The organism is Ferrimonas lipolytica (assembly GCF_012295575.1).
GTDB lineage: Bacteria > Pseudomonadota > Gammaproteobacteria > Enterobacterales > Shewanellaceae > Ferrimonas > Ferrimonas lipolytica.
This window is the reverse complement of record NZ_CP051180.1, coordinates 859,701-881,621: the sequence shown is the minus strand read 5'-3', so window position 1 is coordinate 881,621 and position 21,921 is coordinate 859,701. Positions and strand designations below refer to the sequence as shown.

Below are 21,921 nucleotides of genomic sequence, written 5' to 3'. Positions count from 1 at the left end.
TTTTATCGTTCAGTTAGGTCGGAAGGAGTATCACCATGGCAGTAGCAACCTTTGGCGCCGGATGTTTTTGGGGTGTTGAACAGTTTATTCGTGAGATTGACGGAGTAACTGCGGTACGTTGTGGCTATATGGGCGGCCACCTTGATAATCCGACCTATGCGCAAGTGAAAGCTGGTGATACTGGCCACGCCGAAGTAGTACAACTTGAGTTTGACCCGGTGGTGGTCAGTTTCGAACAGTTGCTGCAGGTATTCTGGCAGTATCACAACCCAACGACTGTCCATCAACAAGGTGAGGACGTGGGTAGCCAATACCGTTCAGTGGTGTTTTACCATAACGACAATCAAAAAATAGTGGCTGAACAAACCAAACATCAAATCAGCCAAACCGGCTACTGGGCCGGCAACACCATCGTTACCGAAATCGTGCCAGCCACCACCTTTTGGGATGCCGAGGAGTACCACCAGAACTACTTTGGTAAGCACGAGCTACCAAGCTGCCACCTGCCATTCTTTTAAACTAACCGCCAGACTAGATGACATTGGCAACTACGCATGGCGAAGGCACAGCACTGCCGATTATTGCGGCTGCCACAAACAACAAACCCGAGCTTAGCTCGGGTTTGGCATTTAACTGAAGATAATCAAACTTAACGACGTTTACGTCGATTGGCTTTCTCTTCCTCTTTGGCCTGCTTAGCGGCTTCTTCGCGCTCACGCTTCTTTTGCAACTCAGCCTCTTCCACTTCCATCATCGCTGGCGTTTCAAGCGTAATGCCACCTAGGGTTCCATCTCGCAACTCGTTAATGAGAATGGCACCAAAGCGTTCAAGATCGACGCGCCCACCACCGCGAACACAGCCGCGTTTCTTACCGGCCGCTTCCATAAATTCCCAGTCCGTTTGTGGCAGTTCATCCAGCTTATAGCGTTCCTCTAGCCGCTCTGGGTAGGCCGCCAGCAGATATTCAGATACGTAGCTACCCAACTCTGAGTAATCAACAACGGTGTCGCGTACCGCGGCAATGGCAGCCAATCGAAAACCGTAATGTTCATTCTCAAGTTTTGGCCATAGCATTCCTGGGGTATCGTACAGCATGATCCCCTCTTCCAGCTTGATCCGCTGTTGGGCTTTAGTCACTGCTGGCTCGTTACCGGTTTTGGCGACGATACGCTTAGCCATGGTGTTGATAAGCGTTGATTTGCCTACGTTCGGAATGCCCATGATCATCGCTTTGATCTGCTTATCGTTACCGACTTTATTCGGGACCAATTTTTTGCACAGTTCGCTGATCTTATGCACATGGCCGGCTTTATCGGTATCCAACGCTAAGGTTTTAACCCCACGTTGCTGTTCCAGATAAGCCATCCATTGCTCGGTAAGCAGCGGATCAGCCAAATCGGCTTTGTTGAAGACTTTGATTACTGGCTTATCGCGACGCAGTTGCGCCACCATTGGGTTTTCACTGCTATATGGTACGCGAGCATCAAGTACTTCGATGATCACATCCATCTGCGGCATGACCTCTTTAATCTCACGCCGGGCCTTATTCATATGGCCAGGGAACCACTGGATCGCCATAATTTATCTCTTCAACTGGTTATTAGCGCGCAAGTTTACCCTGCTTGTCGCTCCGGCTCCACTCACAGCCTTAAGCTGGCACAAGAAAAAAGGGAAGCCACTTGGCTTCCCTTAGTATACGCTGCGAAACGTTAGGCGATCTTAGCAATCAATTGCTGTGCTTGAACCAGCAACTGTTCGAGGTGAGTTTCACTGTCGCTGCTTTCGGCGTAGATCTTATAGATTGGCTCAGTGCCCGACGGGCGAGCTGCAAACCAGCCACGCTTGGTCACCACTTTAAGGCCACCAATGGCGGCGCCATTACCTGGGGCCTCAGTCAGTGCCGCTTCAATAGGATCGCCCGCGAGCTGGTCTTGGCCTAAATCATCAGCACTTAAGGTTTTTAACGCCTGACGGATCTTATCTGATGCGGGTGCATCAACACGGCGGTAGTAGTGCGCGCCAAACTGCTGCTCTAGCTCAGCGTAGTGCGCCGCTGGTGATTTACCGGTAACCGCGAGGATCTCTGCTGCCAGCAAACATAAGATAAAGCCGTCTTTGTCGGTAGAGAATGCCGCGCCAGCAAAGTCTGGGAAGCTGGCACCAGCGCTCTCTTCGCCACCAAACACCACGCTGCCATTGGCTAAGCCATCAACAAACCATTTAAAGCCAACGGGCACTTCCATCAATCGGCGTTGATGTTGCGCTACCACCTTGTCAATCATCGCACTGGATACCAAAGTCTTGCCAATAGCTGCTTGATTATTCCAGTTAGGGCGATGGCCAACCAAGTAGTTGATAGCCACAGCAAGGTAGTGGTTTGGGTTCATTAAGCCGCCATCAGCACACACAATGCCGTGGCGATCCGCATCGGGATCATTGGCAACAGCCAGATCGAAGCTATCCTTCAATGATAACAGCGGTGCCATGGCTGCGGCGCTGGAGCAATCCATGCGAATGGCACCGTCTTTATCCAGTGCCATAAAGCCAAATGCCGCGTCGACCCGGTCGTTGGTAACGGTTAAATCAAGCTGGTAACGCTTCGCTATACGCGACCAAACCGATACGGCGGCGCCGCCCATTGGGTCAACACCAAGCTTTACTCCCGCTTTAGCAACGGCTTCAAGATCAACCACTGAGCCAAGGGCTTCAACGTAGGCGCCAATCATATCGACTGGTTTAATCAAACCGGTCGCTTCAGCCACATCGCGGTTAACTCGACGCACACCTTCAAGGTTGTTGGCTAGATAGTGATTGGCTCGCTCAGCCACAAAATCAGTGACATCAGTATCAGCAGGACCACCATGGGGCGGGTTGTATTTAATGCCGCCGTCCTGTGGTGGGTTATGGCTTGGAGTAAGGATCAAGCCATCCGCTCGTGTGGCTGAATCTCGATTGTGGCGGATAACTGCAAACGATAATACCGGCGTTGGCAGGTAACCGTGTTTTGACTGAATTCGAACCTCAACCCCATTACCTGCTAATACTTCCAGTGCCGAATAGAAAGCCGGTTGGCTAAGGGCATGAGTATCAAAGCCGATATACATCGGGCCGGTAATGTCAAAGTTACGGCGGTAATCGATAACCGCTTGGGTAATTGCATAGATGTGAGCTTGGTTAAAGCTGCGTTTGAAAGCGCTTCCTCGGTGCCCCGAGGTTCCAAAGCTAACCCGTTCGGCCGGTTTATCAATGCGTGGAGATTGAGTGTAGAAACTGCTGATTAATTTTGGGATATCAACCAGATCAACAGAACGGGCAATGGTGCCCGCTCGATCATGTAAAGCCATGTAAAATCCTTGGGCAGATTAAATCTGTAACGCGATTTGGTCTGCTAGCTCGCTATCGCAACCTAACTTAACCAACACCTCTTCCAGAATAGTCTGCTTTCGACGGGTGTTGTTGTTTGCGCTCACCCAATAAGGGCTAGAACCAATCTGTTTCGGATTGGCCGTCTTACTGCTAGCTAGCAGATCATCTTTGCCGGTTGAGAAATAGAGGCGGTCACGACCGCGGATCTCAAGTACCGCACCAAAACTGCTAGGGAACTGACGGTAAACGGCATCAAGTAGGTAGGTAAAACGCCCTACTGCACCCTTTTGCTTGCTAAGCGCCTTGTCATTAACCAGCTCTTCGAACACCCCGGACTCAGCAACAGCTGAACGCACTGGCGTTGACTCTTTCTTCGCTGGCTTTGCAATTGCTTCACGGCTTGGTTCGCTTAGCTGCTTTGGCACAGACTCTTCGCTGGACTCAACTTCTAAACCCAGTAAGCGACGTAAGATATCTGACGCGCTTTCGCCAATCCGTTGCGTGTTACCCGCGATATGACGATAAAGCTCGTCATCGATTTCAATGTATTTCATTGTTTATTCGTATCGTTTCCAGTTCCCGTTGGCACGCATTATAACCAGCACAATTCAACGCTGGCTATGCCTATATAGCAAAAGCTATTGTAACTAATTCAGTTCGGGGTGAATGCAACAATAGCGTTGCTAAGCGGTTGCATTTATTTGTGGAGTTTGCACAAAATGCCGCCGCAACCAACCCTAACAGAGAATAACAATGCAGTATCAGTTACAAGGCGAAGGGCCATGTATCGTTCTTCTTCATGGCTTATTTGGCGATTTAGATAACCTCAGCGCTTGCGCTAATGCACTGCGCCAAGCTGGTTACCAAACGTTACGGGTCAGTTTGCCTGGGCATGGTGACTCACCTTTATTAGGGTTGTTCGATTTCGAGCTGGTAGCTGAGCAGCTCGACACTATTCGCACCACGCTGGAACTGCCCAGCTGGTCGTTATTAGGGCACAGCCTTGGCGGCAAGGTCGCGATGACCTACGCCCAGCGCTTTCCCGCCAATGTTGATGCGCTGCTGGTTGCCGATATTGCACCGGTCGCTTATCAAAGCCGCCACGATACCATCTTAGCGGCACTACCGCGTATCGAGTTGGCCAACATCAACAAGCGTTCGCAAGTACAAGCGCAGCTGCAGCATGATGGCATCGATGTTGCCACCGCCGCATTTTTAACCAAGAACCTGCATCGCCTAGCCGATGGTGGGTATCGGTGGCGCATTAATCTACAGGCGTTGACTGACAGCTACCCCAATATCATTGGTGCCCTGCCGCAGCTGCCGCCTTACTCTGGCCCAGTAATGATGGTCAAAGGTGAACGGTCCGATTACATCTTACCCGAGCACCGAAATGAAATAGTTAAGCGCTTCCCTAATGCTCGGGCTCATGTCATCACTGGGACCGGCCATTGGCTCCACGCAGAAAAGGCCGAGCAGTTCCAACGAGTGGCGATACGCTTTTTTAGATCAACAGCAAATGCTTGATTGTTGGGCATAGGCACGATCTAAGCGCTGTGCTATAGTGCGCGGCCTCGGAATACCAGGAAGGTAATGCCATGTTGATTAATAACTATGAACAGCTAGAAGCATTTGGACTGAATCTGCTTTTTGCTGGGATATTTTTTCTGATCGGCATGTCCATCAAGGACGTTCTTAAACAGGGTAAAGTGCCGCCATTTGGCCGCTTTATCGTTTGGCTGGTACTGTTTTTAGGCTGTGCCGGATTTATCGCAAAAGGTCTTATCCAACTATTTTGGGAAGGCTCAGGGCTCAGCTGAATTGTTTGATTCATGGCAGTAGAAAAATCCGATAGAACCACTCTGGATATGTTTGCCGCGGAAAAACGCCGTGGTCGCCCCAGAACGAATCCGTTGTCGCGCGAGCAGCAGGTACGTATCAACAAACGTAACCAGATGCAGCGAGACAAGTCCAAAGGCCTTAAGCGCATTGAGTTTAAGGTTTCACAGACGTTGTATAACGCCTTGAATGACATCGCTTTGGACAGTAACCTCACTCGAGGACAGTTGATCGAGTCTATCCTGTTAGAACAGGTGAACATTGACAGCGATCACTCCAAGAGCGAGTAAGTTTTCACATCAAGAAATTATAGGTATTAAAGAATGGCAAGCGTAGGTCTGTTCTTTGGCAGCGACACCGGCAATACCGAAGCCGTTGCTAAAATGATCCAAAAGAAACTTGGCGAACTGGTTGAAGTAAAAGACATCGCCAAAAGTAGCAAAGAAGAGATCGATGAATTCAGCTTGCTGCTGTTTGGGATCCCTACTTGGTATTACGGCGAAGCTCAGTGTGATTGGGACGATTTCTTCCCAGAGCTAGAGCAGATCGACTTCAACGATAAGTTGGTTGCTATCTTTGGTTGTGGTGATCAGGAAGACTACGCTGAGTACTTCCTCGACGCGATGGGTGAGCTGGGCAACATCGTCCGTGACCGCGGCGCCATCATCGTTGGCCACATGTCTACTGAAGGCTTTGAGTTTGAAGCATCAAAGGCATTGGTAGACGACAACACCTTCATTGGTTTGGGCATCGACGAAGATCGCCAACCTGAATTAACCGAACAGCGTGTAGACGCTTGGGTTAAGCAGATTTATGAAGAGATGTGTCTGGCTGAGCTAGGCTAAGCCCACTCTTTATCGAAAAGGCCGCTTACGCGGCCTTTTTCATGTCTGCTGCGTTAGTTTTGGCCAACTTCTTACGAATAAACAGCACCCGTCGTAACTGCGACACCAACTCGCCCTGCTCATCTTTCACATCAATAATAAATTCAGGCAGATGCTTTTCGCCAAAGGCAGTAGCGTTGTTGATCGCTTCTATCTGCCCATCGGTAAGATGAAACTCACAATAAACCCGGCCAAAACCCGGCTTAATAAAGTTGATATCCGCCGATTTATCCCAGATCCGATAGCCTTTGCCAAAATTGCCCATTAGCATCATTGCGTAGATAGGGTCGCTCATCGAAAACAGCGAACCACCGTAATGACTGCGGTTAGCATTGCGGTTCCACCAATGCAATTTTAATCCAACCCGACAATAGCGATAGTCCGGCGACAACGCTTCGATCTTAATGCCACTAAATAGCAGCGGCGGCCATAAATTTAGCAACCGCCTTACCGTATTTGCACTTACCGGCCAGCTCATCAGCACCCTCAACTGGTCATACCTCTTGGGCGAGAAATACTACATTGTGATCAAGATCACATCAAGGGTCACTTTCCCATTTCGATGTAATTGGTTATGGTGTTGATATGCCCCAAGCAAACCGATGAATTTGCTAAATTTCCGCTCTAATGCAGTAAGGTCCACCTATGAACGTGCTCACCAAATCCAATAAGCTCAACTCCGTTTGTTACGACATCCGTGGTCCAGTAGCGCGTGAAGCCAAGCGCTTAGAGGAGGAAGGTCACCGAGTGCTTAAACTCAACATCGGCAACCCTGCCCCATTTGGATTTGAAGCACCGGAAGAGATTATCCGCGATGTAATCCACAATCTGCCAGAAAGCCAAGGTTACTGTGATTCCAAAGGCTTGTTCTCCGCACGTAAGGCGATAATGCAATCCTACCAACAGGTTGGTATTCGTGACGTCGACATCGAAGATATCTACATTGGCAACGGCGTATCCGAACTGATCGTGATGGCAATGCAAGGTCTACTCAATAATGGCGATGAGATCTTAGTGCCGGCACCGGATTACCCGCTTTGGACTGCGGCAGTGAACCTTTCGGGCGGTAAGGCACGTCATTACTTATGCGATGAACAAGCCGACTGGATGCCGGATCTCGACGATATTCGACGCAAGATCACTCCTCAAACCAAAGGCTTGGTTTTGATTAACCCCAACAACCCGACAGGCGCGGTATACAGCCGTGCCATGCTGCTGGAGTTGTTACAGATCGCCCGCGAGCACAACCTTATCGTCTTCTCCGACGAGATCTACGACAAAGTGCTTTACGATGGCGCCCAGCATATTCCAACCGCTAGCTTAGCCGATGACATCTTCATTATGACCTTCAATGGTCTATCTAAGGCTTATCGGGCTGCGGGCTTCCGCGTTGGTTGGATGATGCTTTCCGGTCGGCGCGAGCATGCCCGCGATTACATCGAAGGGCTAGAGATGCTCGCTTCGATGCGACTGTGTGCCAACGTGCCGATGCAACACGCCATTCAAACGGCCTTGGGGGGCTACCAGAGCATTAACGAGTTATTGCTGCCAAGTGGCCGCCTGTGTCAGCAGCGCGATCTGGTGGTCGACCGCCTCAACGCTATCGACGGCGTTAGCTGTTATAAGCCCAAAGGGGCGATGTACGCCTTTCCTAAATTGGATGTGAAAAAGTTTAACCTAGTTGATGACCAGCAACTGGTGCTCGATTTGCTGATGCAAGAAAAGATATTGCTAGTACAAGGTACCGCCTTTAATTGGCCAGAGCCGGACCACGTTCGCGTGGTGTTCTTACCCCATTTAGAGGATCTTTCCAAAGCGATGGATAACTTTGAAGTGTTCCTTAGCCGCTACCGTCAATAACGGAGAGTCACTGTGTCTCGCCAACCTAGTACCTTTCTCGCCTGGCTGTTTCGAATGCCGCTGATCCGCCGTTGGTCGCTGATGTTTAGCGTTAAACCAGAAAACGTGGCGGAGCACAGTCATCAGGTTGCCATTGTGGCACACCTGCTAACGGTAATTAAAAACAGCCAATTTGGCGGCCAACTCAGCGCCGAACGGGCAGCAACCATTGCGCTCTATCACGAGTGTTCTGAAACTTGGCTGGGCGACATTGTCAGCCCGGTCAAATACTCCAATCCACAGATCACCAAGGAGTTTAAGCTGCTTGAGGAAGCCGCTGAACAGCAGTGTTTGGCAAGCTTGCCGCAAGAGTTGCAACCGGCTTTTGCCAATCTGGTGGTGCAGAACAATATCGATCCTGAGTATGCAGCCATTGTGAAGGCGGCCGATATTATCTGTGCTTACCTAAAAGCCAAAGATGAATTGGCTCACCACAACCATGAATTTGACCACGTGGTTGAACGAATGGAGCCGAAAATGGTTGAATTACGTCAACAGCCTGAGGTCGCCTATTTTATGGATGTGTTTATCTCATCCTGCAACCACACCTTAGACAGCCTGACTCGCTCACGCTAACGTCAGTTAGCCATTGCCGCTTGACCATAACCTCGTCGCTGGTTCAGACTGAAGTTAACCGCTTGATCTGGAACCAGCAATGACCGAAATTAGCAGCCAGTGGCTACAACGACGCCTTAGTGGCAATTCCACCACCCAACAGGATCAACGCTCACGCTTTCAACGCGATAAGGCACGAGTGCTGCACAGCGCCGCATTCCGTCGGCTGCAATCAAAAACCCAAGTACTTGGCATCGGTCTGAACGACTTTTACCGCACCCGGTTAACCCATTCGATTGAATCAGCCCAGATCGGCAGTGGCATCAATGCTCAGCTTCGGCACCACTACCCCAAGTTGGCATTTCTGTTTGACGACCAGCTGATAGAAGCGTTGTGTTTGGCCCACGACATTGGCCACCCGCCGTTCGGCCATGGTGGTGAAGTCGCACTCAACTATATGATGCGTCAGCACGGTGGCTTTGAAGGCAATGGCCAAACCTTTCGTATTCTGGCCACCCTTGAGCCCTATACCGAACACCACGGTATGAATCTAACCCGTCGGACTCTGCTGGGTGTGCTCAAATATCCGGTTAGATACAGCGATGTGGTACAGCGCCAGCTGCCTAACGACATTAGCGTCGGTGGTTTTCTCAATGCCGATAGCTGGCACCCACCGAAGTGTATATTTGATCAAGATAACGATATTTTGTCGTGGGTACTGGCGCCGCTATCAAGTAGCGATCGCTCATTGTTTGCAACATTAAAACAGCAACCTCGGGCAGAAGAGCACGGCCGTTGTGGCTTCAAGTCTTTAGATTGTTCGATCATGGAATTGGCTGACGACATCGCCTACTCAGTGCATGATTTAGAGGATTCGATCGTGTTGGGCATTATCACCCAAGCTCAATGGCAACAACAGGTTGTGGAACCATTGAGCCAAGCTGATAGCCCCTACTCTGCCGAGCAGTTCAACGATTTAACCAAGCAACTGTTCTCACCAGACAACTTTCGACGCAAAAAAGCCATCGGCGCCTTGGTCAATGGCTTTGTCACCGCCATATCAGTGCAGCAAAACCAACAGTTTGCCGAACCTTTGCTGAGCTACAATGCGGTGCTTCCTCGACAGCATCACGCGCTACTATCATTACTGAAACAGTTTGTCTTTAGGAACGTTATCCGTCTGCCAGAAGTACAGCGCTTAGAGTTTAAAGGGCAACATATAGTAATGGCGCTATTTAGTGCCTTTGCCAGCGAGCCGGAGCGACTTCTCCCCAGCGGAACCCAGCAGAAATGGCGCCAAGCCCAACAAAATGACGGCAGCGGCTACCGCGTGTTGAGTGATTACCTCAGTGGCATGACCGATGAGTTTGCCGCGCGATTGCATGACGACCTATTCGCTGGTCGCTTCAGCTACAGCGAGATCCGTAATCGAGAGTAAATAAACCTCTACCCTCCAACCACTGCGGGCATTACACAGGCTAAATCTGAATGATTAGCGAGGAGCAAAGCGAGCCAGTTTCTTATAACGAGTAAGGGCGCCATACAGGCGCCCTTACTGTTTGAGCAGCTAACCGAACAACGCTCCTACGGCTTTAGCTCATCTATGTTGACTCAATCACTTGTCTAGGCGGATCACGCGGGCATCCGCTTCACCACCATCAACACTATCGCTGCTGTTGTAGGCCGAATCGCTATCAGCATAAAACGCCTGCAGGAACTCAGCCAAAGCGTCCTGTTCGCTACCGGTTGCGGCAAAGTTGCTTGCTTGTGGATCGGTGGTCATCTCGTCGCCTAACTGCACTTGGTTGTCGCAGTCATCGCCAGCGCATGGATAAGGCGCTCCCGATGCTAGGTAATCAAGCGACACGGTGCGGTAGGTGGCGTCCGGCAACTGCAGCGTACCACCCGCCATTACCATGTCGTCACTATTTTTATCACAATTCCCATCGCTATCAGTATCAACAATGATTTGTTGAACTCGCTCGCCGGCAACGGTAACGGCACCGCTTTCAGGATCCGATTGACGCGCCGTTTTGGTACCATCGTAGCTAAAGCACAGACCTGCAACATGGTGAAAACCACCAGAGATATTCTCGACTCCAGCGACACCAGACTCAAGAATATCCCACAATTGTTCGCCAGTTAAATCAAAGACAGAAAGGCCGTTGTTAAAGGCCAGTGCGGTCTGCACGTCGTATTGCGATATGTCACCTTCGGCCTTCTGCGCTGCTGGGTAGGCCGCCGGTGGGTAGTAGGTTAGGTCGTCCGGATCAGTTGAGCCTGCAGGAAAGGCTGAGTAACCAATATCAGCCCGGATACCACCACCGTTTTTAAGTGAGATAACCACACTCGCGTCGTGCAACTGTGCATACCAAAGGTTTGCGTCGGCCGATAGGTTACCTAGATTAGTCTCTTCGGTTCGCACATAGCTGCGTGTGCCGTTAAGAAAGACATCTGTGTGGCCAACAACGTTAGACTCACTCTCAATCAGGACCTCATTAATGGAATCGACTAGAGCAATAACATCTGAGTTTGGAGTTGCTCCTTCAGTGGCATCGACCATTTGACCATCGGTGATGACAGGGCCACTATCTGCCGCTGAAATGCTGTCGACCAGTAGCTTGCCATCACTGTCAAAATCAACAACCAATCGCCCAAGGTACTTATAGTCTGCATCAACGTTAACAATGGCGACGTCATTACCATCGGCATCTTGTTTGATGATCGGATAACTACCGGCTGCAGTGTCCCCCGCCCATAGTCGGTCGTCATCATTTGCGAGCAGGGTATTGGAACCACCAGCAACAATAATGTCGACATCGCGAAGTAATTCAGCTAATTGTTTCTCGTAGGTAATAGACTGCATATGCGCAAGCGCAATGATCTTATTAATCCCTGTTGCAGTAAGTGCATTAACCTCGCTCTGGACAATTGCAGCTAACTCACCAATATCATCGTTTAGTGGGTAAACGGCAATATCATCAACAGTGGTAATGTCATCGTTAGTTGGGGTAGTAATACCGACAATACCAATATGCTCACCATCTACAGTAATAACCGTACTAGCGGTTAATTTATTGGCTAAGTTAGCCGCACTTTGTCCAGCAGTAGCAACCAGAGCAATCGTATTCTCATCGGTTGCAAAGTCCATGTTGGCACTCAAATAAGGGAACTGCGCACCGATATAGTCAGCGCTGCAGCTTATGTTAGCGTCACAGCTGCTAGCAGATTGTGTGTTAATAATGCTGGCAAACTCAGCTGAACCACCATCGAGATCATGATTGCCTACCGCTGATGCTTGTAAGCCCATGGCGTTAAGCATGGCGATATCTGCGCGAGCAACACCTGGAACACCAATGGTATCGACATTTACCATTGACTCATCCGCCGCAGCATCATAACGCGAGCCTGGGATATAGTTATCACCCGAGCTTAGGAATAACGTGTTGTTAGCATGTTGAGAAGTGAAACCTTCAACCAGTGCCGACATATTACTGGCGTTTTCGAGAACCGTTGCATTGGAGCCATCCATATCTGCAACATGAAGGAGCTGTAAGGTAAAATCAGAAGTAACTACATTGTGGTTATCTGAATCACAACCAGCTAGTGCAACAATAACACCTAAAGTAACAAGACTACGTTTCACTTTTTATTCCTTAAAGTAAGTTTACGCAGGCAGGTTATGGAACAAAAAAGACAATTTGATTAAAGATTGATTGGATTTTTGTGTTGCATGGGGCGACGCCTTGCAGCCCAAATTTGCACTCTAGCAATGCTTTACCGACTTGCAGCTAGCTCAGCAATCGACTGCAATCGCCCCCACTTTAATGTTGCTACATTGATAAAATAAAACCTAAAAAGTTAACTGGCGTGAGGTTTTTTAACGGCGTGAGTTTCAGCGTATCTAAGGGTAACAGCACCTTTGTTTTAAAATCAACCTACATATTTAGGAAATTAAATATCGCTTGCAAATATAATATCTCTAAACTAAAAAATTAATGAATGTGATATTAATCACTTATAAAAAAATCAATATCAATAATATTAATTTCATTGATAATTAACCCTAAACTTGAAAAATCCTAATGAAAAATATATTTGCATACTCTTTGCTGCTGTCTTTAAGTACTTTAGCGCAAGCTGATAATTCAAACTTTCTAACCGCTGAGCTAGCCGGTGAAGTGATAACCTATGAATACTCTGAAGGACACACTTATTCACTCAAGTTTACAGCTGAAAAGCTCAGCTACCGTAATCATGATAAACATATAGAGTGGCAAGGAAGCTACCCATACCAAGCGACAAGGACCGACTATGGACAGTATCTAATTGCCTGGTATGAGCAAGATAACAACGACTTTGTCACCGTACTAATTGATCCAACTAAAAACATAATTCACGGCAGTGCGTTATTTGGAGGCGAACATACGTTCTTTCATAAAGGGAAACTTATCAATAAATAACAAGTAAACAGTATTATATTGTTACCGCTTTATATTATAGAATATCTGATACTAAACTTAGCCTATATAACGCCGTTAATTAAGGCTGTGTCACTGTTAACTGTTGAGGTTTATATCAAGCCTTCGGCTCTACCGATTGCAGTACTCTTAAGGAGTTATGTCGCGGTAGCGACGACACATTCTTGTATGCATTTGAGGGGGAGCTCCGCCCCCTTATGCAATACCCTCTGCTTAGGTGGCAGTCCAAAACGCTTCGCTGAACTGCTACAGTGCGGCAGAAGATCAACGGCGGTAGTGCTTTCCGCTTGTATCAAAACTCGCCTAGCCTGAGCTTTAACAGTATTGGAACAACAACACTGAGTTGGTACACAGCCTAATTAAATGACCTACTGCGACATTAACTAATAGTTGTTTCGATTGCTCGATAATCAGTTGGCGATTGTTGGCTCGGATAAAATCACCCGTGGCAGTGATCTAAACCGATTTAGTCTCCGTTTGATGGCTCTATTACCAGTCTACGGAGAGAAACAATGATCCAGCTCAAGCAATATCTGCTGCTCATATTGGCCAGCGTCGCGTTAGTAGCATGCAGCGACAGTGATGACGACAACGACAGTGCCATATCGGCAGCCGAAAACAGCTATATTCGTGTATTGCATGCGTCATCGGATGCTCCTAAGGTCAACGTTGCCGTTGATGGAGCAGAAGCATTAGCTGATGTCGATTACCTTGCTGGTTCAGGCTTCTTGATGCTGCCTGCTGGCACCCATTCCATCAGCGTTGACGCGATACTTGCCGATAGCACCACCACTACGGTTATCGGCCCTGCACAACTGGATTTTAGCGCCGACAGCGAATACTCGGTGGTGGCACTGGGTAACGTCGCAGATGGCAGTTTGGCACCGCTCATTTTAGAGCGCAGCAAGAGTGAATTTGGTGCTGGTAACATTCGCTTGCAGGTATTGCACGCCAGTTCCGCCGCACCTGCGGTCGATATCTATGTTACCCAGCCCAATGCCGACATCACGGCAGTCGATGCCACCCTCAGTAATGTCGCCTTTGGGGACTACAGCGGCTTAATCGAAGTAGCGGCAGGCGATTATCAAGTACGAATCACTCTCGCGAGCACTAAAGATGTGGTGTACGACAGCGGAACCCTACCGCTGGAGACTGGAACCGATCTGCTGCTTGCCGCCGTTAATAACACCCTCACTGGTATTTCTCCTGTTGCTCTCATCGCCTGGAGCAATGACGGCACAACGGTTATTAGCGACACCAATGCTGGGTCGGAACTGCGGGTCGTGCACGCATCACCTGATGCCCCAGCAGTTAACGTTCTGGCCAATGGCGCCACCGTGTTAACCGATGTTCCCTACACTGCTTTTAGCGACTACTTGAATGTGCCACAAGGAGATTACACCGTTCAAGTTGAGCCAACAGCCGCGGTCGGCACCTATGTTATCGATGCCGATGTAACCCTTACTAAAGATGTTGCGTATACAGTGTTGGCAATCAATAACGTTGCTGATATCGCCCCTTTGGTTGTTACTGATATGCGTCGTTCGATAGCTACCGAAGCGGGACTGAGATTACTGCACGCCTCCCCAAGTGCCGGCAATGTCGATATCTACGTAGGGGTAGACGCTGACATCAGCGATGAAAGTCCAGCGTTCACCGATGTTGCTATTGGCCAAGAAACTGGGCGCGTCGCCTTAAATCCAGGTGATTACTACGTCACCGTTACTCCTACTGGCACCCAAAGCGCCGCTATTGGTCCACTGCTGCTTTCGTTAGCCGCTGGTGATGTGGTAACGGCGGTAGCGCGAGATGAAATCGGTGGTGGCTTGCCATTGGGCGTAATCGTATTACCACGAAATTGAGGCAAGGAGTGCTGATAACACCACTCACCTCCGTTAGCCGATATGAGGTTTTTGTTTCCACTGGCGGAGGTATCACCACAATGATTTTACAATGATATAGACTCGCTATAACAAGGCTATGAATGGAGCGAGTATGGAAACGCGTTTATTGATTGTCTTTGCCATCTTTTTATCTGGCAACCTATATTGGTGTTACCGCTATCTAGAGGTAGCTAAAAACACTGATATATCGACACAGCAGCGTGAAGATATGAAGGAGTCGATTCAAGACAACTGGGTTCAGTTTGCCTGTATCGCCATTATTATCACTATGCTGATGGCGCCAGTAGCTCACAACATATTGATGACTACGCAATAAAAAACCGGCGCCAATAGCGCCGGTTTTTTTAACCATCGGAACCGATTAATGGGTCAGGATAGGGAACAAACCCTTCAAGCCTGCGGCAATCACTTCAATACCGATAGACAACATCAGCAACCCCATAATACGGGTGATTACGTTAATTCCGGTATGCCCCAACACCTTAAAAATCACTGGCGCTAAGCGGAAAATCGCGCCACTCAATAAACCAAAGATCACCAAACAAATGGTCATACCGACGGTTTCAACCGGCTCGCTGTATTGGGCTGAGAATACCAACACCGAACTGATCGCACCTGGGCCAGCCATCAATGGTAAGGCTAGCGGCACCACCGCCACCGAATCTTTGGTGGCCGATTCTCGGTCTTCCGCCTTGTTGTGTTTTACCTCACCCAGCTTACCCTGCAGCATCGACATCGCGATAAACATAATCAGCGTACCACCAGCAATACGGAATGCGGGGATAGAGATGCTGAACATATCTAAGATATGCTGCCCAATAAGCAGCGTGACGATTAGGATCACCACCACAGCGAAGTTGGCGATGGTACCAGTACGACGGCGTTCTTCTTCACTTTGGTGACTGGTTAAGGTCACAAAAACCGGTAGAAGACCGATGGGGTTGATAATCGCAATCAACCCCAAAAAAAACTGTAAATAGAGTGTCAGATCCACAAGGCAGCGTCTCGAAATAGGGAGTGGTTAAAATCGCGCATACTGTAGGGGAAAAGATAGTTCGAAACCAATGAAAAATTTGGTTCCATATCGCAATTTACATTAGCAAAGCTAATTTGGTTATCAACCGCCCCATCACTCGCTTTGCTGCCGCTAGCTCGACGCTAAATGTAGCTAAACATCCTACGAGTGAGCACACCATCGTTGCTCAAACTGCTCTGAGTCCATTTTTGCCATCTTAATGCTGTCAATAATGCCTAATACCGTTGGCACCAAGGTCCAGCTGAACGCTAGATATAAGCTGCCGCGTAGCGGTTCACCGAGGTAAAACTTATGCACCCCAAAGGTACCTAAAATCATACTGTAACGCTGTGCAAGGTACTGGCTACGAACCCTTACATGGGGATCAACGCCAGCCAGTGCCTCTAAGTGCAACGCCGTTTTACAATGTTGGCATAGCGCCAAGTGATCGAGGGTTGAGTGATTACAATGAGGGCAAGTTAGGCGAGACATTTTCTTTTCATCAAATTAGGTAGTAATCGCATTATAGGTACAGCTGTACGCTGAAATCGCGGATCAACGTCACAACTTTATTTAACGATCAAAAAACGGCGCCGCAGCGCCGTTTTTACGTTAACTCAAGGTTAACCAAAGTCACCAGTTATGTAGCCGTGAGTGCGGCTATCCGCCGGCTGGTTAAAGATCTGCTTGGTATCGCCATGCTCTACCAACTCACCCATCAAGAAGAACGCCGTTTTGTCTGCAATTCGGCGCGCCTGTGCCATCGAGTGAGTAACGATAACCACAGTAAAGTCTTTACGAAGATCATCCATTAAATCTTCAATCTTCTTGGTAGCGATAGGATCCAGTGCCGACGTCGGTTCATCCATCAAAATAACGTCTGGCTTCATTGCGACGGTACGGGCGATACAAAGACGTTGTTGCTGGCCGCCAGACAGACCAAATGCCGGGGTATGTAAACGGTCTTTTACCTCGTCCCATAATGCCGCGCTACGCAAAGCTTCCTCAACAACGTTATCCAGTACCTTTTTATCTTTAACCCCCTGAGCCTTTTGCCCATAGGCAACGTTCTCGTAGATGCTCATCGGGAACGGGTTCGCTTTCTGAAACACCATACCGCAACGCATACGCAGTTTACGTGCGTCAATGTCACCGTAGATATCAACACCATCTAGCTTAACGCTGCCATTGATTTTTACACCAGCAATCAAATCATTCATCCGATTGAAAGTACGCAACAGCGTGGACTTACCGCAACCTGACGGGCCAATAAATGCGGTTACCTGCTTGTGCGGGATAGCGACATTGATATTTTTCAATGCATGGTTTTCGCCGTAATACAGGTTAAGGTTTTCAATTTCAAAAGTGTTCATATTATTCGTCCGTTACCGCTCGAATCAGTGGGAAGCCTTGCTAAAGCGGCTCGATATTAATTTGGTTACGATGTTGATCATCAACACCAGCACAATCAGTACAGTTGCCGTTGCAAATGCCATGTCCCAGTCGTGCTGGGTGTAAAGCTCGGTGGTAAGCATGTAAAGGTGCACGGTCAAGGTACGGCCGGAGTCAAAAACAGACCCAGGAATCGCAGCAACCATACCCGCGGTCAGATAAACCGGGGCGGATTCGCCAATAATTCGGCCAATCGACAATATCAGTGAGGTCACTATCCCTGGCATTGCTGCCGGTAAGATAATTCGAACCACGGTATAAAGACGTGAAGCACCAAGACCATAAGAGCCTTCGCGATACGAGAGCGGTACTGCGATGATCGCTTCTTCAGTGGTGCGGATGATCACCGGTAAAATAAGGATTGCCAGAGTCAGTGCACCCGCGAGGATAGAGAACCCCAATCCAAGTACCCCAACGAAGAAGGTCAATCCAAACAGGCCATAGATGATCGATGGGATCCCCGCTAACGACTCGGTACAGAAGCGGATCAATGCCACCAGCTTACTTCCCGGCTTAGCGTATTCGGTTAAGTAAATTGCGGTCATGATGCCGATAGGCGCAGCAATCAAAATCGACAGTAGCACCATATAAACGGTTGCTACGATCATCGGCCAGATCCCCTCTTCAGTGCCGGTTCTGGTGTAGATATCAGTGATAAAGTTCCAATCTACAAACGCCAGACCATTACTGACGATATAAAACAAGATCCACGCTAGGAAACAGATAGTAAATAGCGCAGAGCCCCAAATAAGGCCGGTCATCACCCGATCGCTGTTATCTCGACTTAACATTATTTGATTCTCTTACGGTTAAGGAACATCAAGCTGCCATTAAGCATCATTACAAATATCAACAGCACTACACCGGTGGCGTATAACGCACTGGCGTGAACACCGGTAGCGTATGACATCTCCAACGCGATGTTAGCGGTCAGCGACCGAGCCGATTCTAAGATACCTTCTGGCATTGCAGGGGCATTACCCATCACCATAATGATCGCCATCGTTTCGCCAATAGCGCGGGCGATACCTAAGATAATACCGGTAAGAATGCCTGAGCGAGCGGCGGGGATAAGCACATTAAAGATGGTGTAAATCTTGGATGCGCCAAGGGCCAACGATCCCTCTTTGTACTGACTTGGTAAGGCACGAATCGACGTTTCAGACACTGCAATAACCGTTGGTAGAATCATCACTGCCAACACCACAGATCCCGCTAGAACCGTTGCACCAGAAGGTACCTCAAAGACTTGTTCAATCAACGGTACGATAACCACCAATCCAAAGAAGCCGTACACCACTGAAGGGATCCCCGCCAGCAACTCAACCGCTGGGCGCATCAACTTAGCCAGAGCGTCAGGTGCGATCTCCGCTAGGAATACCGCGGTCAACAAACCAATTGGAACACCAATAGCAATTGCTACTGCGGTCGACATCAAAGTACCGACGATCATCGGCGCAATGCCATACAACGCAGGTGGTAACCATTCGGTTCCAAACAAGATTTCGTCAATGCTGGTAAAACCAAGCACTGGAATACTCTCTTTAATTAGGAAAAAACCGATAACAGTAACCGACGCCACACCAATAAAAGCACTTAGCAGAAACAGGCCATGAAAAAGCTGCTCAATATATTCATTTTTCTTAGAGCTAGCTAAAGCGTCTCTCATCACAACTGATTCAGCGCTATGTTGGGCAATCGACATAATCAAACATCCTATCTAACAGCAAAAACTGGCTCCCGCAGGAGCCAGTTCTACCCGAAAACTTATTATTTAAGAGCGACGTAGCCTTTCTTAGCTACAATCTGCTGCCCTTCTGAAGACAGAATCCATGAGGTGAAATCTTTCGCGTTCTTGGGCGCGTTTTGATCTGCTAGCAGTATGAATGGACGAGCGATTGGGTACTCACCGGCTTGGATAGCGGCAACCGTGGCCTCTGAACCATTCACGTTCAGTGCACGCAAAGAGCTATCAACAGACCCCAGCGAGATATAACCAATGGCATATGGGTTGTTAGCAACCATGGTTTTCACCATGCCATTACCATTACCAACTTGGGCACGAGGAGTAATAGCACTTACTTTCATGCCGTTAACTTTGCGCTTAAGTTTCAAAATAGATTCGAATGCACCACGGGTACCTGAAGCGGTATCGCGAGTAACAACAACGATAGGGCCCGGCTCACCGCCAACCTCTTTCCAGTTGGTGACTTCGCCTTTGTAGATAGCAGCGATCTGTTCGGTGGTTAGTTTCTTAAGAGAGTTTTTATTATTAACTGCAATAGCGATACCGTCACGAGCAATGACCGTTTCAGTCAAACCGTCACGTTTTTCGGTGTCTTTAACGTTACGCGACGACATCCCCAACATTGAGGTGCCTTCATTAGCAGCCTTAATACCAGCAGAGGAGCCAGTACCTTGAACTTCAACACTGATGCCAGTTTTGTTGCTGTAAGTCTCAGCTAACACTTCCATTACACCAGTAACAGAGGTTGAACCAGAAACGGTAATAGTTTCTTTAGCAATTGCGGTGTTAACAGTAAAAACAGAAGCGAGCGCCAATGCGCAAGCAGCAAACTTTTTCATGGGATTACCTTAATGTCTTTGTTTTACCTCCTCTTTGGGAGGCGCAACGGCATTAAGCCAAACCAATATTACAAAAACATTTCAGTAGTGTGCCGGTTATGTTTCAGTTGCAACCATTGAAAATAAAATCGATTAAAAACAGCAATTTAAATGTTTTCAATTTGATAGAGAGACAACCTCAACTCGGTCTAACTGACTCAATTCTATTTGAAATCCATCAACCGTAACTAATCTTCGGCCGTTAACATCGGCTCTTTTGACATGATAAATCGAAATCTCACCCAATGAGGAGGTCACTGTAACTTCCATTACCTGTTGGTTATGCCACCAGTTATAGCCAAACCATGTAGTGGCCAACATTAATGCAACAATAGCGAAAACAGGTGCCAGCTTCTGCAGCACGACACTGGCTGGAGACGCCGGCAACGGATCGGCTTCTTTTACAGGCTTAGCTTTACGTTTGCCCAGCCAGAACATAGCGGCAATAACGGCAATGGTGATTAACAGTTTGGTAAACATGAACAATTCTTCAGGGTAAACGAACCGTCATTATAACGAACTTGTGTACGGAAGTTGCGAGCCTTAACTCAACTTTGCTCACTGCACGGCTTAGCACAAACAGTGATGCCTTATAGCCAACTGATGTTGAGAGCGCGTCGATGCAACGCCACCATATAGGGGCAGATAACCACAAGGACTGACCCCAAATGCACCCACTACTTCTAGCACTACCAATAGGTGTAACAGCAGCCCTTCTTACCAGTGGATTAACCTTGGCATTAATAGAACTGCTGTTGTTCAGTTTTGTGCTCGGCTATTTGCTACGTCGTAATCAAGAAAGAATGTAAGCGAGCGAGGTTGAGCTGATTATAACCCACAGCATTACCCCCTGAATCAACGGTTGCTTGCCTGCTTCTTTCAATTTTTTCAGCGTAATGCCTGCTCCAATCAAGAATAAACACAGTACCATTACCTGCTTACTCACTTGGAAAATGGCTTGGTAAATCACTTCGCCCGCAGGTACTGCCCAAGCAAATAGCATTGCAGCTACGTAGAACAGGATAAATGTTGGGATCTTCATCCCTGCGCCCTTCGCTTTAAACATCATCGAGCTGATCATTGCCACCGGAATAATCCACAACGCTCGCGCCAACTTCACCGTTGTTGCCGTCATTAACGCTTCGTCGCCATAGGCACCGGCAGCACCAACAACTGACGAGGTATCGTGAATGGCAATAGCAGCCCATAACCCAAACTGAGTTTGCGACAGTTCGAACCAATGGCCGATCACGGGGAAGATAAACAGCGCAATGGAGTTAAGGACGAAGATGGTGGCTAACGCCACAGAAGTTTGATTGTCTTTGGCATTAATCGCTGGGGCAACCGCTGCAATAGCACTACCACCACAGATTGCGGTACCGGCAGCAATCAAGTGACCGGTCTTCTTCTCTACCTTTAACCAGCGCCCGATCATAGTGCCGATAAACAATGTGCCGAAGATGGTAGTTAATACCAAGCCGATACTGGCGGCACTGACTTGAATCGCTTGTTCTAAGTGAATACCGAAACCCAGACCGATGATCGACCAGCCCAACAGTTTTTTAGCCAAAGCACTAATCGAAACCCCATGTGGCACCCAACCTGCCGTAGCCAGTACTAAACCAAACATCAATGCCATTGGCGAATTGATCATTGGCAATAGACAGATGACTGCAATCAACCAAAAAGCCCAATCGGTTGGACGCTGAATCACTTTAGCAAACACGGCAGGTACCAATATGAAATGACAATAGCGAAATTATATCGCCACCACGCCTTCAAAAACGCCGACCAGCTAGCAAAAAACGTCTCAAATGACTTTAATTCATACCAGCCTGCCACAACACTTCACTGCCAACACTCGACATAATGGTAACTCTTGTTATAAACCCTTTTGCAC

The 21,921-nt window shown here is 48.4% G+C and carries 24 protein-coding genes; 11 read left to right on the top strand and 13 right to left on the bottom strand.

The window, feature by feature from the left end:
• Nucleotides 1-35: 35 nt before the first annotated feature.
• Nucleotides 36-518, top strand: coding sequence for a peptide-methionine (S)-S-oxide reductase MsrA (msrA, locus tag HER31_RS04185; protein WP_168659421.1), 483 nt, complete (start codon nucleotides 36-38; stop codon nucleotides 516-518).
• Between the two features lie 131 nt (nucleotides 519-649).
• Here msrA and ylqF read toward each other — a convergent pair whose 3' ends face one another.
• The 3 genes from ylqF to seqA all read right to left on the bottom strand — a co-directional run bounded on the left by ylqF (nucleotide 650) and on the right by seqA (nucleotide 3,921).
• On the bottom strand, nucleotides 650-1,579 hold the full coding sequence (ylqF, locus tag HER31_RS04180) for a ribosome biogenesis GTPase YlqF (protein WP_168659420.1): 930 nt from the start codon (nucleotides 1,577-1,579) through the stop codon (nucleotides 650-652).
• Nucleotides 1,580-1,710: 131 nt separating this feature from the next.
• Nucleotides 1,711-3,345 carry a phosphoglucomutase (alpha-D-glucose-1,6-bisphosphate-dependent) gene (gene pgm, locus HER31_RS04175; RefSeq protein ID WP_168659419.1) on the bottom strand — a complete coding sequence of 545 codons (1,635 nt, stop codon included), beginning with the start codon at nucleotides 3,343-3,345 and terminating at the stop codon, nucleotides 1,711-1,713.
• 18 nt (nucleotides 3,346-3,363) lie between these two features.
• A complete protein-coding gene (gene seqA, locus HER31_RS04170; RefSeq protein ID WP_168659418.1) occupies nucleotides 3,364-3,921 on the bottom strand; it encodes a replication initiation negative regulator SeqA in 558 nt (185 codons plus the stop codon).
• 199 nt (nucleotides 3,922-4,120) lie between these two features.
• Between seqA and HER31_RS04165 the strand changes: the two genes are divergently transcribed.
• The 4 genes from HER31_RS04165 to fldA all read left to right on the top strand — a co-directional run bounded on the left by HER31_RS04165 (nucleotide 4,121) and on the right by fldA (nucleotide 6,051).
• Nucleotides 4,121-4,894 carry an alpha/beta fold hydrolase gene (locus HER31_RS04165; protein ID WP_168659417.1) on the top strand — a complete coding sequence of 258 codons (774 nt, stop codon included), beginning with the start codon at nucleotides 4,121-4,123 and terminating at the stop codon, nucleotides 4,892-4,894.
• A 71-nt stretch (nucleotides 4,895-4,965) separates the two neighbouring features.
• Complete coding sequence (locus tag HER31_RS04160; RefSeq protein ID WP_168659416.1) at nucleotides 4,966-5,187, top strand: DUF2788 domain-containing protein; 222 nt, start codon at nucleotides 4,966-4,968, stop codon at nucleotides 5,185-5,187.
• Nucleotides 5,188-5,199: 12 nt separating this feature from the next.
• The gene (gene ybfE, locus HER31_RS04155) at nucleotides 5,200-5,496 is read left to right on the top strand and encodes a LexA regulated protein (RefSeq protein WP_168659415.1); all 297 of its coding nucleotides are present in this window, start codon (nucleotides 5,200-5,202) and stop codon (nucleotides 5,494-5,496) included.
• Nucleotides 5,497-5,529: 33 nt separating this feature from the next.
• Complete coding sequence (gene fldA, locus HER31_RS04150) at nucleotides 5,530-6,051, top strand: flavodoxin FldA (RefSeq protein ID WP_168659414.1); 522 nt, start codon at nucleotides 5,530-5,532, stop codon at nucleotides 6,049-6,051.
• A gap of 25 nt (nucleotides 6,052-6,076) precedes the next feature.
• On the opposite strand, the gene HER31_RS04145 is transcribed toward fldA, so the two are convergent.
• Nucleotides 6,077-6,532 carry a DUF4442 domain-containing protein gene (locus HER31_RS04145; RefSeq protein WP_338030614.1) on the bottom strand — a complete coding sequence of 152 codons (456 nt, stop codon included), beginning with the start codon at nucleotides 6,530-6,532 and terminating at the stop codon, nucleotides 6,077-6,079.
• Nucleotides 6,533-6,735: 203 nt separating this feature from the next.
• On the opposite strand from HER31_RS04145, the gene HER31_RS04140 reads away from it, so the two are divergent.
• From HER31_RS04140 to HER31_RS04130, 3 genes are all read left to right on the top strand, one after another.
• Nucleotides 6,736-7,950 (top strand): pyridoxal phosphate-dependent aminotransferase, encoded by a 1,215-nt coding sequence (locus HER31_RS04140; protein WP_168659412.1) that lies wholly within the window; start codon nucleotides 6,736-6,738, stop codon nucleotides 7,948-7,950.
• Between the two features lie 12 nt (nucleotides 7,951-7,962).
• Nucleotides 7,963-8,565 (top strand): 5'-deoxynucleotidase, encoded by a 603-nt coding sequence (yfbR, locus tag HER31_RS04135; protein ID WP_168659411.1) that lies wholly within the window; start codon nucleotides 7,963-7,965, stop codon nucleotides 8,563-8,565.
• 79 nt (nucleotides 8,566-8,644) lie between these two features.
• On the top strand, nucleotides 8,645-9,982 hold the full coding sequence (locus tag HER31_RS04130; RefSeq protein ID WP_168659410.1) for an anti-phage deoxyguanosine triphosphatase: 1,338 nt from the start codon (nucleotides 8,645-8,647) through the stop codon (nucleotides 9,980-9,982).
• A 177-nt stretch (nucleotides 9,983-10,159) separates the two neighbouring features.
• Here HER31_RS04130 and HER31_RS04125 read toward each other — a convergent pair whose 3' ends face one another.
• Nucleotides 10,160-12,190 (bottom strand): bifunctional metallophosphatase/5'-nucleotidase, encoded by a 2,031-nt coding sequence (locus tag HER31_RS04125; protein WP_168659409.1) that lies wholly within the window; start codon nucleotides 12,188-12,190, stop codon nucleotides 10,160-10,162.
• Nucleotides 12,191-12,629: 439 nt separating this feature from the next.
• Between HER31_RS04125 and HER31_RS04120 the strand changes: the two genes are divergently transcribed.
• From HER31_RS04120 to HER31_RS04110, 3 genes are all read left to right on the top strand, one after another.
• Complete coding sequence (locus HER31_RS04120) at nucleotides 12,630-13,007, top strand: MoaF N-terminal domain-containing protein (RefSeq protein WP_168659408.1); 378 nt, start codon at nucleotides 12,630-12,632, stop codon at nucleotides 13,005-13,007.
• Between the two features lie 530 nt (nucleotides 13,008-13,537).
• Nucleotides 13,538-14,887 (top strand): DUF4397 domain-containing protein, encoded by a 1,350-nt coding sequence (locus tag HER31_RS04115; protein WP_168659407.1) that lies wholly within the window; start codon nucleotides 13,538-13,540, stop codon nucleotides 14,885-14,887.
• Between the two features lie 133 nt (nucleotides 14,888-15,020).
• Nucleotides 15,021-15,245, top strand: a complete 225-nt coding sequence (locus tag HER31_RS04110) for a hypothetical protein (RefSeq protein ID WP_168659406.1) — start codon at nucleotides 15,021-15,023, stop codon at nucleotides 15,243-15,245.
• Between the two features lie 45 nt (nucleotides 15,246-15,290).
• Here HER31_RS04110 and HER31_RS04105 read toward each other — a convergent pair whose 3' ends face one another.
• The 8 genes from HER31_RS04105 to HER31_RS04070 all read right to left on the bottom strand — a co-directional run bounded on the left by HER31_RS04105 (nucleotide 15,291) and on the right by HER31_RS04070 (nucleotide 21,747).
• Complete coding sequence (locus HER31_RS04105) at nucleotides 15,291-15,923, bottom strand: YchE family NAAT transporter (protein ID WP_168659405.1); 633 nt, start codon at nucleotides 15,921-15,923, stop codon at nucleotides 15,291-15,293.
• A gap of 183 nt (nucleotides 15,924-16,106) precedes the next feature.
• Complete coding sequence (locus HER31_RS04100; RefSeq protein WP_168659404.1) at nucleotides 16,107-16,436, bottom strand: TM2 domain-containing protein; 330 nt, start codon at nucleotides 16,434-16,436, stop codon at nucleotides 16,107-16,109.
• 131 nt (nucleotides 16,437-16,567) lie between these two features.
• Nucleotides 16,568-17,317 (bottom strand): phosphate ABC transporter ATP-binding protein PstB, encoded by a 750-nt coding sequence (pstB, locus tag HER31_RS04095; RefSeq protein ID WP_168659403.1) that lies wholly within the window; start codon nucleotides 17,315-17,317, stop codon nucleotides 16,568-16,570.
• Nucleotides 17,318-17,341: 24 nt separating this feature from the next.
• A complete protein-coding gene (pstA, locus tag HER31_RS04090; protein WP_168659402.1) occupies nucleotides 17,342-18,187 on the bottom strand; it encodes a phosphate ABC transporter permease PstA in 846 nt (281 codons plus the stop codon).
• A complete protein-coding gene (gene pstC, locus HER31_RS04085; RefSeq protein WP_168659401.1) occupies nucleotides 18,187-19,101 on the bottom strand; it encodes a phosphate ABC transporter permease subunit PstC in 915 nt (304 codons plus the stop codon). Before pstC ends, pstA begins: the two co-directional genes overlap by 1 nt.
• A 65-nt stretch (nucleotides 19,102-19,166) precedes the next feature.
• Complete coding sequence (locus tag HER31_RS04080; protein ID WP_168659400.1) at nucleotides 19,167-19,982, bottom strand: phosphate ABC transporter substrate-binding protein; 816 nt, start codon at nucleotides 19,980-19,982, stop codon at nucleotides 19,167-19,169.
• Between the two features lie 156 nt (nucleotides 19,983-20,138).
• Nucleotides 20,139-20,501: a hypothetical protein gene (locus HER31_RS04075; RefSeq protein WP_168659399.1), complete on the bottom strand. Its 363-nt coding sequence runs from the start codon at nucleotides 20,499-20,501 to the stop codon at nucleotides 20,139-20,141.
• A gap of 313 nt (nucleotides 20,502-20,814) precedes the next feature.
• Nucleotides 20,815-21,747: a YeiH family protein gene (locus tag HER31_RS04070; protein ID WP_238786887.1), complete on the bottom strand. Its 933-nt coding sequence runs from the start codon at nucleotides 21,745-21,747 to the stop codon at nucleotides 20,815-20,817.
• Nucleotides 21,748-21,921: the final 174 nt, after the last annotated feature.